The following is a 17,130-nucleotide window of genomic DNA, read 5'->3' on the forward strand; positions in this document are numbered from 1 at the left end:
TAATTCCAAACCAATGACCAAAACGCTTTGCGTTCTTTCGATTTTCGTATCCCTTGCCGTTTTTAGCCAAACCCCGACAAAGTCTTTTCAGGTAAAGTACGTGACCGATATCCTTAAGGTAGACGGACTCTTGGACGACCCGGCTTGGGAAACCGCCGACAGTGCGAGGGATTTTCAACAATACTTTCCTTCGGACTCTATCTTGGCAGAACAACCCACGGATATCAAGATGGTCTATAACAGTACCACCCTCTATATCGGAATCACCGTAAAATCAGTAGGGAACGACTGGGTCATCTCCTCCCTGCAACGTGATTTCAGGGCAGGCAGCAGCGACAACATCAGTCTATTGTTCGACACCTTCAACGATGGTACCAACGCCTTTTTATTCGGTATCAATCCCTACGGGGTACGGCGTGAGGCACTCATTTCAAATGGCGGACAGGACCTACGGGGTTTTACCACCTCATGGGACGTGAAATGGAAAGGAGAGGCGCAAATCTTCGATGGCTACTATACGGCGGAGCTGGCTATTCCCCTAACCTCCTTCAAGTTCAAGGAGGGAGAAACCAAATGGCGTTTTCAAAGTTATCGTTTTGACCAGCAGACCAATGAACGAAGTGTCTGGTTCAAGGTGCCCCAAAACCAACTCATCTTCAGTTTGGCCTTTATGGGCGATATGGTTTTCGAAAAGCCCTTGGGCCGATCTAGGACCCCTTTGGCACTGATTCCCTATATCAATGCCATTACCGAGAACGATTTTGAGACCGATGTGGGTAATACGAATTTAAAGGTAGGGGGCGACGCCAAGGTTGCCATCGGAAACGGAATGAATTTGGACGTGACCATCAATCCGGATTTTTCCAATGTGGAAGTCGATGATATTATTACCAACCTCACCCGATTCGAAATCGGACTTCCCGAAAGAAGACAATTCTTTATCGACAACAGTGACCTTTTCGGAAGTTTTGGGGGGAGTCGTGATGCGAACCCCTTTTTCTCAAGACGTATCGGTATCGCTCAGGATACTGCAGGGAATTCCATCGAAAATCGAATTTTAGGAGGGGTACGTTTGAGTGGAAAATTGAATGAAAATTGGCGTTTGGGGTTTTTGAGCATTCAGACCGATGAGGATCTGGATAACGACATCGCCTCGAACAACAATACGATGTTGGCCATTCAAAAAAAGGTATTTGCCCGTTCGAATATCAGTATGTTCTTCATCAACAGGCAATCGTTCAAAGACTACGATTTTATCGAACGGGAAGATGAGTACAATCGGGTCGTGGGGGTCGATTATAATTTGGCGTCCGCCGATAACCGTTGGTTAGGCAAGTTTTACACCCATAAATCGATCCAGCCCGATGACAATGAGGGTAACTTTTCTACCGGGGCGTTTATCGGTCGAAATTCGCGCTATCTCAACTTTTTTACCGATTGGGTCTATATCGACGATGACTACCGATCCGACCTGGGATTCATTCGACGTACCGACATCATAAAGGCCGCTACCTCGCTAGAAGGTGTCATTTGGCCCAAAAGTAAGCGCATCAACAATATTGCACTGCAGCTTTTCCCGATCATCACCTGGCGGCCTACCCTTGACTATCTCAAGACCGACCATGACATCCAAGTATCGGCATCCATCGAAATGCAAGATCAATCGGAATTTGGGATAGGCTTTTCGAATACCTTTACCTACCTGGCCGAAGAAGACGATGATTTCAATCCTACGGGTGATGATGATGCCCCACCCTTGCCCAACCTTCAGGGCTATCATTACAACACGGTCAGTGCTGCTTACCAATCGAATCGGGCCCAGGTGTTCTCATACAGTGCCGAGTCGACGATTGGTCGCTTTTTTAACGGGAACCGTTTTTCGGTAGAGGCACAGATGGCGCTTCGCATTCAACCCAAGGCACTGATATCAATGCAATTGAACTACGACAGAATAGCATTGCCCGACCCTTTTTCAAGTGCCGATCTCTGGTTGATAAGTCCACGGGTAGAACTCACCTTCAGTAAATCGGTTTTCTGGACCACTTTGTTCCAATACAGCAACCAACGGGACAATTTAGGCATCAATTCGCGTTTGCAATGGCGTTTTGCGCCGCTGTCGGATCTTTTTATCGTATACAACGACAACTATTCCGTGAATCAATTCGCCCCGCGATTCCGATCGATCAATTTAAAGCTTACCTATTGGTTGAATATTTGAACAAACCTAAATACAAAGAAACAATACCTCTTCCCTTGCGATATAAAATTCTCTGTTCCGATCTGGATGGTACGCTACTTGCTACCAAAAGCGACGTATCTGCCTTCGCCATTTCGGAGATTCGGCGTATCAAGGGCCGGATGCGGATTATCCTAGTTTCCGCCCGAATGCCTAAGGCAATGCGCTACATCCAACAGGATTTGGGCATCACAAAGGAACCATTGATTTGCTACAACGGTGCCTACATCCTCCATCAAACCAGGGAGCTGGCCTCGGTGGAAATTGGATTGGAACACCTCCTAAAAATTGATGAACTGGCTTATACCCTGAAAATTGATATGGGGTTATATCACAAAGACGAATGGTACGTACCCAAAAATTCGGAACGGGTTCAAAAAGAGATACGGTATACGAAATCGGCCCCAGTTTTCAAAAATATCCAAGCTACCCTGTCCGATTGGTCACGACGGGACATAGGAGCCCACAAAGTGATGCTGATGGGTACCAAAGACAGTTCCGACACCATCTTTACACAATTGGAGGCGTCGTTAGGAGACCATCTACATTTGTACCGATCTAATGATACCCTGATAGAAATCGTTCCCCGATCGGTCTCCAAACGCTCGGCCATTGAATTCTTGCTGCGGAGCGACGAATCGCTGTCTGAGGTCATTGCCTTTGGAGACAATTACAATGACATCGAAATGCTTCAAGCGGTCGGTTGTGGGGTCGCCGTCGAAAATGCGCGGGAGGAGGTGAAACAGGTTGCACAACGCCTTACCGCCAGGAACACCGAGGATGGTGTAGCCCACTTTATCAAAACCCACCTCTAAGGATACCACAGGTTTACCTATATTTGAAAAGTACACAACCTCACTTTTCATGGAAGAAAACCTGACCGCTCCTTTAATTACCGATGATACCGTTGTTTTTGGTTTGTTGGCCCTTTGTTTGGGCTTTGTTTTTTACACCTCCTCCATCAAAAAGGGATTTTGGCAGAAATTCTATTCGGTCGTGCCCGGAATCCTGATATGTTATCTTTTACCGGGAATTCTCACCTCTATCGGCTTGATCGCCCCGGAATGGAAAACACTCAGTGACACGGGCGAAATCATCGAGCACAAATCAAACCTATATTATGTGGCCAGTAGGTATTTACTCCCTGCGGCACTGGTGTTAATGACGTTGAGTATCGACCTAAAGGCGGTTATCAATTTGGGTTCCAAGGCATTGGTCATGTTTTTGACCGGTACGGCCGGTATCATTATCGGGGGACCCATTGCAATTTTAATAGTTTCCATCTTCTCCCCGGAAACGGTTGGCGGCAATGATTTCGATGCCGTTTGGCGTGGACTTTCGACCATTGCCGGCAGTTGGATCGGGGGTGGGGCCAATCAGGCTGCCATGTTCGAGATTTTTCAGTACAATCCCGATAAGTTCGGTCAGATGGTGTTGGTCGATGTAATCGGGGCCAACATCTGGATGGCCATTTTACTTCTGGGCGTCGGAAGAACCCAGCGGATCGACCGTTGGCTAAAGGCAGATACTTCGGCCATTGAAAGCCTCAAGATTACTGTCACCCGATTTGCCGAAAAGATTACGCGTGTCCCCACCTTACAGGACTATATGATCATGCTTTTTCTGGCCTTTACGGCGGTGGGAATCGCCCACTTCTTTGGGAACTATTTGAGTAGCTACCTAGTGGTCACCTTTGAGGCCGTGGCGAATCCGAAGAGCTTTTTGTCGTTTGTGGGGTCCGCCTTCTTTTGGATGGTCGTCATCGCTACACTCATTGGTATCATGATATCGTTTACTAAGGCTAAGAATTATGAAGGGGCCGGAGCTAGCAAGATCGGGGGTATGTTCATCTATGTGCTAGTAGCAACCATCGGCATGCAAATCGATTTGACAAAAATTCTCGAAAATCCTGGGCTATTGGCAGTGGGACTCATCTGGATCGCCATCCATGCCGGGTTGCTTATTTTGGTCGCCAAATTGATCAAAGCGCCTTTCTTTTTCTTAGCGGTGGGGAGCCAGGCGAATGTCGGTGGGGCTGCCTCCGCACCGGTAGTGGCAGCGGAGTTTCACCCTTCCCTGGCCTCCGTGGGAGTGCTGTTGGCCGTATTGGGCTATGTGGTAGGAACCGGCGGGGCACTGCTCTGCGCCTATCTAATGGAGGTGGCGTCAAATTTTTAGCCTATGGTTGACGAAAACCGCTTTTAAAAGCCCGGCTACCAGTGTGAACGAAATCGAGTACATTCTTTTGTATTAGGTCACTTTTTTCCTTTGATAAATCTAGCTCCGTATCCCATAGTTTGGGAGGCTAACTACTTTTAGCAAATACCTTCGATGGGGATTTACATATGGAGGGTACTGACAACGAACCTATGCAAAACCGTAAACAAGCTTGGTACAAAACAAATAATTTCCGCATCTTTGCCCCACCAAAAAACAACAATGAAACGTATTCTTTTTTCAATCGCGACAGCCCTATTATTTTTCGCCTGTGGCGATGGCATTACCGAAAATACCATGATTGTTTCCGGACAGGTAAAAGGGCTTAAAAAAGGGACCCTGTACCTACAACATATCCCGGATTCCAGCCTGGTCGTGGTCGATTCATTGCAGATTGAGGGCGATGGTCATTTTTCCTTCCAGACCGAATTGGAAAGTCCGGAAATCTTTTACCTCTACCTCAGCAAAAAGGACAATAACGATATCAACGATCGGATTAGCTTTTTCGGTGAACCGGGCGCCATTACCATCAACACCAAATGGAATACCTTCGATACCGGTGCCGTCGTGGAAGGTTCCGAATCACATAAAAAATGGGAGGAATACCGCAAAATCATGTCCCAGTTCAACAAAAGAAACCTGGAGATTCTCCAAAGTTCCATGAACCAGGAAAGCCCATTGGATACATTACAATTGGACTCCCTACAACGCATTAGCGACAAAAATGCAAAACGTGGCTATGCCTATGCCATTAACTTTGCCTTGAACAATAAAGATTCTTACGTGGCCCCCTATATTGCGGTGCATGAGGTAGCGGATGCCAATCCGAAATATTTGGATTCTATCAGTAATGCCCTGACACCGGAGGTGGCCGATTCAAAATATGGTCGGGAGCTGAAAGAGCTTTTGAAACAATAAATCGATAAAAAAAGACCCTGATTTTCATCGGGGTCTTTTTAAAGAGCGCAATAATGAATTAGCCTAACTTATTGATTTCTTCTACCAGGTCCTTTGCCTTTGTCTCCAATTCAGCGCGGACGGCCTGTAGGTGTTTCTTTCGATTCTGCACTTCCCTGTCGTTAATCTTCGCTATCAAATCGTCGAAGGTTTCGATGGCGCTATCGATAATCTTGGACCCTTCTTTGGAATCTTGTTTGCCATTGGCCGCCTCTACGATATAGACCGCCTCGATAATATCGCCCAAAACGTTATTGACATCTTTTTTTAAGTCTCTTATACTTGCCATTTCGATTTATTTTGGGCAAAAATAGTCTTTTCGATTTCCTTCTTCAAGGGATTTGTATTTTTCTTATGGATTCGCATAGAAACCGATGCATTCAATTCTTTACCGAAGTGAAAATGATATTTTATATCGTGACCTCCAGAAGCTTGGCACCTTTCGTTTTCAGGGTAATAGCATCTGTACAGGCCGCCACCAAAACGGTCTCCCCTTTGTGAACCGGGGCCGAACCGTATTCGTTCTCAATGGTAACCTCCCCTGAGACACATAGGTAAATCGTGAAGGAATCCCTATTGGAAACATCTTGCTTAAAATCGTGGGTGAGGTCTAGATATTTGGTGTTGAAGTAGGGACATTCGACCATATTATTCACCATATCCTTTTGACTGCCATAAGGTATCTTGAAATCGTCTTTCTTTTCATAGTCGATCGCGTCGAGTGCCAAATCGGTGTGTAACTCCCTGAGGTTGCCATTTTTGTCCTTGCGATTGAAATCAAATACCCGGTAGGTGATATCCGAGGTCTGTTGTATCTCTGCCAGCAGTACCCCGGCACCAATCGCATGAATCTTGCCTGTATTGATAAAGAAGGTGTCTCCCTCCTCTACCTCCTCATAATTCATTAAATCGAGCAACTTGTTTTCGGCTAGGCTTTGGGTATATTCCCTTTTGGTGACATCCCTATTGAACCCAACAATTAAGTTCGCTCCCGGATCGGCATCCATGATATACCACATTTCGGTCTTTCCAAACGAATCGTGTCGTTCTTTTGCCAGCGCATCGTCTGGATGCAACTGTATCGATAGGTCTTGCCTGGCGTCAATGAATTTGATTAAAATCGGGAAGTCGTTCCCAAAACGTTCCACAACACTCGTACCCAAAAGCGCTTCGGCATCTTCATCGATCAAGTCCTGAAGGGTCCTCCCCGAAAGTGGGCCGTTGGCCACTATCGAAACATCGCCCTTTACTGCTGAAAGCTCCCAACTTTCGCCGGTGGTGTCACTTTCTATAGGTTTATCCAACACCTCCCTAAGTTTGGTACCACCCCAGAGGCGTTCCTTTAGGATTGGTTTGAATTTTAACGGGTAAAGATTCATTCACTTTGCGATTTAAGGGCCTTCAACGCCCTTCGCATATGCTCGGAAGCATTGATACTGTTGAAAACCATGATGATTTTTCCTGTTTTGTCGACGACATAGGTCTCCCGTCCGGGTAACACCAAGAGGCTATTCTCCACTTTGAACAATCTTCTCACTTTCTTGTCAGGGTCGGCCAACAGCACAAATGGCAACTCATATTTCTTGGCAAAGCTACGATGTGATTTTTCGGAATCGGAGCTGATTCCGACGACTTCCGCCCCTAGATCGGTGAAATCCTCATAACTGTCCCTGAACTGACAAGCCTCCTTGGTACATCCAGGAGTATTGTCTTTTGGATAAAAGTAAATGACCATCGCTTTCTTACCTATGAAGTCCTTGCTATGAAAGGTATTGCCGTGCTGGTCTTTTAAAGAAAATTCGGGAACGGAGCTTCCAATTTTTAGTCCCATAATCAGCCGGAGTAAGTAACGAAGTTTCTCGGTGTTTCGTAGAGCACCACTTCCAATTCTTTGTCCGCATCGATGTGTGGACGCAATTTGTTCCATATCACGACCGCGATATTCTCGGCCGTTGGGTTCAATTCCTTGAACTCGGGTACCTCCTCGTTCAAATTCCTATGGTCCAAGGCATCCTCTACCTCTTTCTTAATAAGGTCTTTCAAAACTTTGACATCGATAACAAATCCTGTTTCGGGATCGATTTCCCCGGTGGCACTTACAATTAGCTCGTAATTATGTCCATGAAAGTTGGGGTTATTGCATTTGCCGAATACGGCATCGTTCTTTTCAAAACTCCAGTCCGGACGATATAGGCGATGGGCCGCATTGAAATGGGCTTTTCTACTGACTTTCACTTTCATATTATGGCATTGTTTTCGATGAGGTGGTCGTAGAACTTTTCAAAAATAATCTTGAACCAGGCCGTATAGTGTTCCGGATGTTCCGCTATATCATTTTTAATGGCTTCCGGGCTCATCCATTTCCAAGAGGCGACCTCTTCGGGGTTGATGAACGGTTCACCATCATACCTCCCCATCATCACGTGATCTAATTCATGTTCAGTGAGTCCGTTATCAAAAGGAGCCTTGTAAATAAAGGAAAAGAGTTCCTTGAGCTCGGTCACAAAGCCCATTTCTTCCTGTAGCCTTCTTTTGCCGGCCTCTATATTGTTTTCACCTACCCGCTGATGACTACAGCAGGTATTCGTCCATAAAAGGGGGGAATGGTACTTATGTGCGGCGCGTTGCTGTAACATCGTCTCTCCCTTTTCATTCATTACAAAAACCGAAAATGCCCTATGCAAAACGGCCTTTTCATGGGCCTCCATCTTGGCCATAGTGCCGATTTCCTCATCGCGCTCGTTGACCAATATTACCTGTTCTTCGTTCAAATTATATTTTTTTCATAGCAAGATGGGCTATTATAACCCTTCCTTTACAAAAATAACATCTTTCAAATAGTTTAGGGCGTAGAAGTTTATAAAATATACCTATTGGGCCATAGCATCCATTGCACACTACTGTGGCATTTTTTATCGGTACCGTTCATTAAAAACCCGATGCAGCACACAATAGGGCCCTTGCTGTAATCTCAGGATACCATCAATCAATTCAAGTATAAATAGCCCGATAGCTGTTGGTTCCCGCCGTTGGTGTCTTCGTACTCCAAAATGTAGAAATAGGTTCCTACAGGCAGGTTGTCATCTTGTGCCATGGTAGCTCTAGCCTGCGAAGTTCCGTCGAAATAGTTGCCGTTGCTATTATATGACTGGGTGGAATAGACCAAGATTCCCCATCGATTGAATACTTGCAGACTGTTGTTGGGGCGATTTTCCAACCCGGTAATCGTTAGGATATCATGTACACCATCGCCATTCGGGGTAACAACATTGAAGACTTCCACATCGGGATCATTGGGTTCCAGATAATTCGGTGTGCCGTCTCCGTCGATATCATCGTTGGCATAATTACCATCCCCGTTCGCATCTTCATCAGTTGTCGGAAGCTCGTCGTTATCGTCATCGGCATCACGGTAATCGGCCTCGTTATCGGCATCGGTATCGGGCAAATCTGTACCGGGATTATCAACTTCATCGTTCACGTCGGCATCAATTTGTTCGATACCCTCGTACCCGTCGTCTAGTCCATCATCGTCTTTGTCAGATCCTATGAAGACTATATCGGGCACGCCATTATGGTCATGATCATGCCCCTCAATGTTGTCCGGTACATTATCATTATCGCTATCCTCGTCCCGATAGTCAGGAAGGTCGGTTCCATCCGTATTAACGGGTGTAAGACCAAGGTTTCCATTGATTTCATAGGCATCATCCAAACCGTTCATGTTGTTATCCTGAAGCGAGGGAGGAATATAGGTGGTCGTAGGCTGAGCTTCCACATTGTCGGGTATACCGTCGTCATCGCTGTCGATATCCAGATAATCGGGGTAGCCATCCCCATCGGTATCGGTCGCGTCGGTAGCCGGATCGCTATCTCCATCCGTATTGGCATCTTCCACACTGTCAGCGATGCCGTCATCATCACTGTCCAAATCAGTGATATCGTCATCCAATATAGTTCCGGTTGCCGTATCACTGCTGTCACCGACAGTGCCCATATCAACGCTGGCAATGGCGATAACAAAGTTTTCGTCATCCTCATCAATAGCATCGATGGTCGTGGGTACATTCACCTCGGCTGTAGTAGTCCCGGCAGGAATCGCAATCTGTATATCGGTATTCAAGTAGTCGGTACTGTCGGCAGTACCATCGGTAAAACCGAATGTCAATACAATGTCTTCATTGCTGCAACTAGGGCTGCTTAAGGTTACCGGAAAAAGCATACTGCCTCCTTCGATGACCGTGGCATCCCCTATCGCAATGTCGGGAATCGACATTACGGTAAGAAATGTTTCATCGGAAATGGCAGTGCCACAAACGTAGGATGCGTTCGATAGAACGACCCGATAGCTGTTGGAGTCGGCAATTTGGGCATTCACGATAGCCAAGGTAGCGGTATCGGTTCCCGAATGGATTCCTCCATCGGACAGATCGGTCCAATTTGTACCATCGAACCACTGCCATTGATAGGTATCGGCGCCAGTAGCCGCCACAATAAACTGGGCATTCGAACCTTCACAAATAGTGGCATCGATAGGTTGCGTTGTAATCACCGGAAGCCCTCCTACTTCTAAAAAGTCAGAGGCACCACTAGTGTCCGAATCGACAGGGGTGGTATAGGCAGCACTGATGACGGTACCATCGGAATTGACCGTAGGCGCTCCCGAGCCATACATGCCATTGTTGTCGGCGTCGGCATTGGCATCGCCGTAGGCTTCATCGGCATCGTTACAGCCATCTTCATCGCTATCGTAATCCAAATGATCTGGTTGGCCATCTCCATCGGTGTTTTGTTCTTGGCATGCAGAAACCCGTACGGTAAGATCGTCAAAGACCGAATAGGGAACATTCCCATCATTTTGCTGGTTGTACGCATAAATGCGGATGGTATAGGTGGTGTTTTCCTCCAGGTTGAACAGCGCTCCCGGTGGCGTAAGACTAAAGAATTCCGACATCCCATTCGCGGGATAGTGAATCTGAATATCGGAATATAGCACCAACGAATTTGCAAAATTGTCCTTGGATATTTCCATGGCAACCATGTAGGAGTTGCCCCTGATCGCTCCGCCAGAGTTTTGGTACCAATTGATTCCTATTTGTCCAACCATCGGGTTGACTAAACCAGTAGCTGTGGTAAAGCTCACCTGAACGTATTCATTTTGGGCAATTGCCTCTTGATAGCTGGTTGCATCGATATCGGTCAACTGCAGTTCGGTAGACGGTGACATCCCTGTTAAACCACTACCGGTGGTTATGTCGTCGGTAGATCTAATGAGCCAGCTCGTGATTGCCGGGTTTTGAACAAAATCGTTGGATCTTGTACCCACCGGCGAGTTAAATGTCCAGGCAAAGTAATCATCTTCAATACACGCCTCGCTCTCGTCGGCATCCAGTATACCGTCATTGTCATCGTCTAAATCGGTTTTATCGTCTATATTGTCGTTATCGGAGTCGGGCGCCACCGTCAGATACACCGAAGCCACATCGGTACTACCGGCCGCATCGGTTATTTCATAGGTAAAAAAATCGGTTCCTATATAGCCGCTATTGGGCGTATATGCAAAATAATCGTCATAGGAATCCGTGGTTCCGTTGTCGTTCAAGATGATAGTACCGTTCACGGGTAGGGTGAAATTGGTAATCGCTCCGTTCGATTGTGGTCCGAGACTACCAAAATTATCATTGTCAAGAACGTTGATTGTAGTATTGGCAGCATCTTGTTCCAAATTCAGATGATCGAAAAAGGCTTCGAGCCTAATAACGATGACCGCAGTACCGGAATCACATACCGAGGTGTTTGGGGCCGGTAGGCATACTTCGTACTGGAAGGTGTCGTTTCCTGTAAACCCGGGATTGGGAATATAGTTGAAAGTTCCGTCGGGATTAAAGGTCAACGTTCCGTTGGAGACATTGGAAGTCAAGGTATAGGTACTTCCTGTAGGTACATTGTCGTTGACGGCTATGTTGCCGTTTCCTTCGCGATCTAACTTAATACGGATGCTATCGTCCTCGGCATAGGTCTGCATTAGAAAGAACTTCCCATCACCATGATCGTTACTTGCCCCCATATATCGAATCGATGTGATCAACGAGCCTACCGGGGCCAGTTCAGATAGATGGTAGAGCGCAATCCCGATAATCTGATTGTTCTCGTTGTTACGACCACTGCTCCAATAGTCGCTGGAAGCCGAGGGTGGGGCCTGGGGACGAACGCCGGTTAAATTTCCTTGGTTTCTTATAAACGTACGGCCTAGTAGCTGCTCGGGGCCCCCGCCAACAGGGATTCCGTAAAGCTCGATATACATACAATTATTGCCCCCCCGCTCGGTGATGGCGATTACACCGTCAGGATTTGACGGTATGGCAGGATTGTATCGTATGGTCTGAATCTGGGCATTGGTTGTGGAAACGGCCGAATAATCATTACAGAAATTGTCCCCGTTATTTTGGGATTCGAAATAATGATTCAGATTCAATGATTGATAGGCGGCCTCGGCCTGGGTTACCCAATCAGGGTCGTCACTTCCGGCTAAGGCCAACGTACCATTTAGACGAATATTGTTTCCGCCATGACCACCGGGCCCCAAGCGGGTCATCTCATAGGAAGAAGGAACCACAAAAGTGTTATAGTCTACTCCATTAATGTCGATAGACTGTAAGGTCGCCGGGTCATTAAGGGTACTTTGCGTATCGGCCCAATTAAAAGTGACTCCCGTCCTAATGGAATTAGCCTGCCCATTGACAGCTATTGCAACACAAAAAAATAGGATGCAAAAGACGGTAGCTTTCAAGAAAGAGCGGATTGAAGAGTAGGTCTTCGTCATAGGCCAAGTTTAAAACTCGAATTTTTATAAAAATTCTTTTGTGAACAGATTTGGGTCGATGCTCAGGTACAAAATTACCTCGACAACCTACCGGGTCGAAAATTTCACGGTGTTCCTATCCATTTCCTCGATTAGATGGCATAATTTTGAAGAAAAGCTCGACCAATACGTTCAAAGTATTACCTAACCGATCGACCAATGGTATCCGTCGATCGATAGCGTATTTTTAGCTATTGACAAGGGGTAGAAGCATGCAATGTAGAAGGAAGAAACCTTGTTTTTTTTTGCAAAGAGCGAAATTTGGGATTGGGATTGGTATGAAGAAAGACCGAATCGATAGTAGCTTTGTGAAATGAATCCAATAAGAACTATCTATAATTCTAACGCCGGCAAGACCAAAACAAGATGGTAAGGTAAAGAAGGCCGGGAAGGCGGTTTGGGTATCGCCCCTTTGGTATGATATTAAATCAGAAGAATCTTGGTGACTTAAGATTTCCTTTGGTTTTAATGAAATCATATCGAAGTATTACTTCAAAAGATCCATCATTGAATGAGGCATTTCCCAAATCGGTAGTTTCCCTGTCATACGCCATGCCGATCAGAAAGCCATTAGAGATATTAAATCCGGCCATACCACTAAATGCAGCATCCCATCGGTACGCCGCCCCAAGAATGAACTTTTCGTTTAACATGAAGTTGGCCGACACATCTACTTGGAGTGGTGCCCCTGTAACCGCTTTGGTCAGTAACGCAGGTTTGAACTTTAGGAATGGGTTCAAGTCCCATACGTAGCCTGTGATGAAATAGAAGTTCATACGTTCCTTGGCCGTCGACAGGGAGGCCTCGTCAAAATGGGAGGTCTCCAAGAACCGAGGCACCGATAAGCCGGCATAAAAATGTTGTGTATGATAATAGACGCCTGCACCAAAATTAGGGGAAAACCGATTGTCGATGTCCTGTGCCAAGGTTTGATCGGGAGCAAACTGGTTTAATTCAGAAAACCGAACATCCAAAAGATTACCACCTGCCTTTATTCCAAAACTTAATCTTCCCTCGGTCGAGGTATAGATGGTATATGAAAAATCAATATCAAAATTCGTCTCCGATGTAGGCCCTATTTTGTCGTTGATCACGGAAAGTCCCAAACCTACACCACGATATCCGATCGGGGAATGTACGTTCACCGTTTGGGTCACCGGAGCGCCATCGAGTCCGACCCATTGGGAACGATGCAGCGCAGCAATGCTCAAATGACCCCTGGAACCGGCATAACCCGGATTTACGCTGACCGTATTATACATATATTGGGTGTACTGGGCATCTTGTTGTGCGAATAAGCCTTGAACTGCCATCAGCATGGTGAAGACTAAAAAGACAACTAAATTGTTGTAACGGTTAGTAGGCTCATTTGGGGTCATTCTCTTTCTTTATCTGTTTATATATAAATATCCCGACATTGACTTCGTATTTCCGGTATCATCTACATAATCCAAAATGTAGAAATAAGTACCAACTGGTAGTTTTCTATCGGCATCGACCGTAGCACGCCCTTCGGAAGTACCGTCGAATATATTTCCCTGGGTATTATATGCTTTCGTCATATAGACCAACACACCCCATCGGTTGTAAATTTTGACCGTGTTGTCGGGGAAATTTTCCAATCCGGAAATGGTCAGCACGTCGTGAACACCATCACCGTTCGGGGTAATAATATTGAACACTTCAATCTCCTGTTCCATGGCATTTGGCTCCAAATACTCCGGGATTCCATCACTATCGCTATCGTCATTGGCGTAGTTGCCATCTCTGTTTACATCCTCATCAATGGTCATAATTCCATCATCATCATCATCAATATCCCTATAATCCGATTCGTTATCCCCATCGGTGTTTGGTAGGTCGTTGAAAGGATCATCTATTTCGTCGTTAACATCGACATCAATGCTGGTCGCCCCTTCATAACCGTCGTCAAGTCCGTCATCATCTTTATCCGAACCTATCCAAACCACATCTGGAATACCATCTTGATTGGCATCATGCGCTTCTATATTGTCCGGCACATTGTCGTTATCACTGTCGTTATCCAAATAATCTGGCAAACTATCGCCATCGGTATCCACCGGGAATAGTCCAAGGGTACCGCCATTCTCATAAATATCATCGAGGCCGTTGGTATTGGCATCCTGCCCGCTAGGCGGAACATAGGTAGATGTAGCCTGTGCTTCCACGTTGTCGGGAATACCGTCGTCATCGCTATCGATATCCAAATAATCGGGATAGCCATCCCCATCGGAGTCAGTAGGATTGGTCGATGGATCATTGTCGCCATCAAGGTTCAGGTCTTCGAAGCTATCGACAATGCCATCATCATCACTATCCAAATCGGTCACATCGGTCACTACCACGGTCACAGTTGCCGTACTGCAGTTACCTGAATTATCACATATGGTGTAGTCGAATGTGTCCGTTCCGATAAACCCGGGGGCCGGGGTATAGGTAACCGTATCATCGGAAGGATTTCCTGGGGTTCCATTATCGTTAATGACGACTGTACCATTTGTCGGATTGGTCGTCGTCAACGTTCCGATAGTAGGCAGATCATTGTCATTTGCTAAAATGTCTATATCCACTGAAGTATCCTCGTTTGTAGCGATCGAATCGTCGATGGCATCCACGATCGGAAGTACGCCGATGGTTACCGTCGCCGTGCTACAATCGCCAAAAGTATTACAGACCGTGTAGTCGAATGAATCAGGTCCGTTATAGTCTGTATTTGGAATATAGGTGACCACATCATCCGTAGGATCGTTCGGTGTTCCGTTGTCGTCAACCGTTACCGTACCATTCGTTGGATTGGTCGTCGTTAAGGTTCCATTAGTCGGTAAATCGGAATCGTTTGCATAGATATCCACTACTACCGGAACGTCTTCATCCGTTGTTACCAAATCGTCGATCAGTATGGCTGATTCGTCAATGCATACTACTGTGAAATTAGGGAGGCTACTGCTGTTCCCCGCTTTGGTAATGGTAGCCGTATAGCGCGTCACCGTTTGGGTTGCAATAACGGTTGGTTGGGTCTGATCCCCCGTAACGGCCGGACTCCAACTTAAAGTTGCCCCGGAGCTAAGATCAATATTGGCCGTAATATCCAAGGTCACCTCGTTGTTAGGCGTACTGCATCTAGTCACAATGAAATACCCCGTAGCATTCGACCCGCATAGAGTCCCGTCGTAGGTTGCAAAATAAACACCGGCTGTTGTCACCTCGTAAAAGAAATCAGTTCCTAGGACTGTAGTCGTGTCCGAAGCTTCATACCATCTATAATTGGTTTCATCACCGCCATTGGGTGCCTGCAACAGATACTGCGCATTGGACGCCACAATCCCCAACAATGTAAAAACAAGGCCGAGGATTAAGGTTTTATATGTATAGATAGGCTTCAAATCTTAAATACAGTTTTGCGCTATGGATTATTTTACTACGAAGACTACATTGATCAAAGAGTTGTAATCTGCAGGTTGGGCGATAACATCATAGGTCATTTCTCCAAACTCGTCTACCGATACATTGGCAAATACCGAAGTATCATAGTAGGTCACGTAGTAATACAGTTCTGTATTGGCATAGGTTGGAATCGCAGCAGGTGCCAAATTACTTGCTACCATAGGGGTGGCAAACTGGGCAGTGTATTGTGCGTATAGATCCAACGTCCGACCAGTACCGTTGGTAGATGCATCCACTGCAATGGAAGGTGGATAGAAAATTCGGGCGGCTTTGGACGTAATCGGTGCAATCGCCTGTATCACCTCTTGTACATTCGTTTCTTCCACGTATCCCTGTGCCACACTTTTTCCAGCATCATCCACATCGATATTGGTTCTTAAATCCACTTCGTCGTCAAATTGGTCATCGGTTCCTATGGTGGTCGGGTCGACCTCGATCATATCTCCATCAACATCGACACCCAGTAAGTTGGTGAGCGCTCCACTGGTCAGCGTACCATTTCCGTACCGATCAAAACGTACCATACCTTGGGTCTCTGTCTGCGGGCTAATACGCATATAGGCCTGACCATCGGTAAAGAAGGTAATTTCATCACCTCCCGAATTGAAGTTGCCATCGTTTCCTAGGATAATACCTGTTCCGGCAGCTCCCTTCTCGTCAATCGCTTCAATTGCTTGGGCGTATATCCAAGGGGTTTCCACTGCACCGTTATTAGCTTGATCGCTAGCTCCTTGCGCTGTGGAAGAAGTTACATTACCATCTGCATACGCTCCAACACCCACACTTCTGGTTGACAGGTCTAAAAACTGCACCGTATCAAAATCTAGGTCGTTCCCGCCCATATTTACCGTTCGGTTTCCTGTTAGGGTGCCGTCGGCATTGTAGATATTGTCATTTAAGCTTGACAAGTCGACTGTGGTATCGGACCCTGCTTCGGCTATTGTTAAAGTACCGTTACTAAAGGTAGCGTTGGTAATCGTCTCGTTGGAAACACTACCATCGACCTCGGTAAAAGTGTTGGAAATCACATAGGGGGTTGCCGCGGAACCGTCGCCCGTAACACTGATGTTCGTTCCTGGGTTCACGACGGTCTCCCTACCGTCTGCAGTGGGAATGGTGACCGTGTTGCCGCCGGTAATGCTCAACTGGTCCCCGGCGATTCCCAAGGTCTGAATCTCGTTGTTGGGATCGGCGTCCGCATCGTCTACATTGATAGTAAGTGTGTTCCCATTTGTAATTCCAATATTTCCAGGGTTACTGTCTGTAGTCAGGGTCTGGTTGTCAGTGTTGTCCAAGAACGGGGTCAGGTCAACGGTACCACCGTCCTCAAGGGTCAGGATGTTCCCCGCCGCAAGGGTGAGCTGCTGGTTGTCGGCAGCGGCAAGTATCGTGC

Annotated in this window: 13 protein-coding genes; 4 read left to right on the plus strand and 9 right to left on the minus strand. The window is 46.5% G+C overall.

Annotated elements, in window-relative coordinates:
- Positions 1-13 precede the first annotated feature (13 nt).
- The 4 genes from FK220_RS18530 to FK220_RS18545 all read left to right on the plus strand — a co-directional run bounded on the left by FK220_RS18530 (position 14) and on the right by FK220_RS18545 (position 5,371).
- Positions 14-2,218, plus strand: coding sequence for a DUF5916 domain-containing protein (locus tag FK220_RS18530; RefSeq protein ID WP_152575856.1), 2,205 nt, complete (start codon positions 14-16; stop codon positions 2,216-2,218).
- A 35-nt stretch (positions 2,219-2,253) separates the two neighbouring features.
- Complete coding sequence (locus tag FK220_RS18535) at positions 2,254-3,051, plus strand: Cof-type HAD-IIB family hydrolase (protein ID WP_152575857.1); 798 nt, start codon at positions 2,254-2,256, stop codon at positions 3,049-3,051.
- Between the two features lie 49 nt (positions 3,052-3,100).
- Entirely contained in the window at positions 3,101-4,414 is a 1,314-nt protein-coding gene (locus FK220_RS18540) for a DUF819 family protein (protein WP_152575858.1), read from the plus strand.
- A gap of 261 nt (positions 4,415-4,675) precedes the next feature.
- Complete coding sequence (locus FK220_RS18545) at positions 4,676-5,371, plus strand: DUF4369 domain-containing protein (protein WP_152575859.1); 696 nt, start codon at positions 4,676-4,678, stop codon at positions 5,369-5,371.
- Between the two features lie 58 nt (positions 5,372-5,429).
- On the opposite strand, the gene FK220_RS18550 is transcribed toward FK220_RS18545, so the two are convergent.
- The 9 genes from FK220_RS18550 to FK220_RS20150 all read right to left on the minus strand — a co-directional run.
- Positions 5,430-5,699: a hypothetical protein gene (locus tag FK220_RS18550; RefSeq protein WP_152575860.1), complete on the minus strand. Its 270-nt coding sequence runs from the start codon at positions 5,697-5,699 to the stop codon at positions 5,430-5,432.
- A gap of 121 nt (positions 5,700-5,820) precedes the next feature.
- Positions 5,821-6,789, minus strand: coding sequence for a type I phosphomannose isomerase catalytic subunit (locus tag FK220_RS18555; RefSeq protein WP_152575861.1), 969 nt, complete (start codon positions 6,787-6,789; stop codon positions 5,821-5,823).
- Entirely contained in the window at positions 6,786-7,241 is a 456-nt protein-coding gene (locus FK220_RS18560; RefSeq protein WP_152575862.1) for a peroxiredoxin, read from the minus strand. Before FK220_RS18560 ends, FK220_RS18555 begins: the two co-directional genes overlap by 4 nt.
- Before the next feature lie 2 nt (positions 7,242-7,243).
- On the minus strand, positions 7,244-7,651 hold the full coding sequence (locus FK220_RS18565) for a 6-pyruvoyl trahydropterin synthase family protein (RefSeq protein WP_152575863.1): 408 nt from the start codon (positions 7,649-7,651) through the stop codon (positions 7,244-7,246).
- The gene (gene idi / locus FK220_RS18570; RefSeq protein WP_152575864.1) at positions 7,648-8,181 is read right to left on the minus strand and encodes an isopentenyl-diphosphate Delta-isomerase; all 534 of its coding nucleotides are present in this window, start codon (positions 8,179-8,181) and stop codon (positions 7,648-7,650) included. The genes FK220_RS18565 and idi overlap by 4 nt, the downstream gene beginning before the upstream one ends.
- A 215-nt stretch (positions 8,182-8,396) precedes the next feature.
- Positions 8,397-12,233: a T9SS type B sorting domain-containing protein gene (locus FK220_RS20265; protein WP_152575865.1), complete on the minus strand. Its 3,837-nt coding sequence runs from the start codon at positions 12,231-12,233 to the stop codon at positions 8,397-8,399.
- A gap of 467 nt (positions 12,234-12,700) precedes the next feature.
- Positions 12,701-13,651 (minus strand): PorP/SprF family type IX secretion system membrane protein, encoded by a 951-nt coding sequence (locus FK220_RS18580; protein WP_152575866.1) that lies wholly within the window; start codon positions 13,649-13,651, stop codon positions 12,701-12,703.
- 9 nt (positions 13,652-13,660) lie between these two features.
- Complete coding sequence (locus tag FK220_RS18585; protein ID WP_238719110.1) at positions 13,661-15,676, minus strand: Ig-like domain-containing protein; 2,016 nt, start codon at positions 15,674-15,676, stop codon at positions 13,661-13,663.
- Between the two features lie 27 nt (positions 15,677-15,703).
- The coding region (locus tag FK220_RS20150; RefSeq protein WP_238719111.1) for a hypothetical protein at positions 15,704-17,130 on the minus strand (1,427 nt) is incomplete at its 5' end.

This window comes from Pelagihabitans pacificus (assembly GCF_009371985.2).
GTDB classification, from domain to species: Bacteria; Bacteroidota; Bacteroidia; order Flavobacteriales; family Flavobacteriaceae; genus Pelagihabitans; species Pelagihabitans pacificus.

Excerpts from the sequence above, each read along its gene's own strand:
- FK220_RS18550 (WP_152575860.1), bottom strand. The coding sequence starts at position 5,699 with ATGGCAAGTATAAGAGACTTAAAAAAAGATGTCAATAACGTTTTGGGC.
- FK220_RS18545 (WP_152575859.1), top strand. The coding sequence starts at position 4,676 with ATGAAACGTATTCTTTTTTCAATCGCGACAGCCCTATTATTTTTCGCC.
- FK220_RS18580 (WP_152575866.1), bottom strand. The coding sequence starts at position 13,651 with ATGACCCCAAATGAGCCTACTAACCGTTACAACAATTTAGTTGTCTTT.
- FK220_RS18560 (WP_152575862.1), bottom strand. The coding sequence starts at position 7,241 with ATGGGACTAAAAATTGGAAGCTCCGTTCCCGAATTTTCTTTAAAAGAC.
- FK220_RS18540 (WP_152575858.1), top strand. The coding sequence starts at position 3,101 with ATGGAAGAAAACCTGACCGCTCCTTTAATTACCGATGATACCGTTGTT.
- FK220_RS18565 (WP_152575863.1), bottom strand. The coding sequence starts at position 7,651 with ATGAAAGTGAAAGTCAGTAGAAAAGCCCATTTCAATGCGGCCCATCGC.
- FK220_RS20265 (WP_152575865.1), bottom strand. The coding sequence starts at position 12,233 with ATGACGAAGACCTACTCTTCAATCCGCTCTTTCTTGAAAGCTACCGTC.
- FK220_RS18555 (WP_152575861.1), bottom strand. The coding sequence starts at position 6,789 with ATGAATCTTTACCCGTTAAAATTCAAACCAATCCTAAAGGAACGCCTC.
- FK220_RS18530 (WP_152575856.1), top strand. The coding sequence starts at position 14 with ATGACCAAAACGCTTTGCGTTCTTTCGATTTTCGTATCCCTTGCCGTT.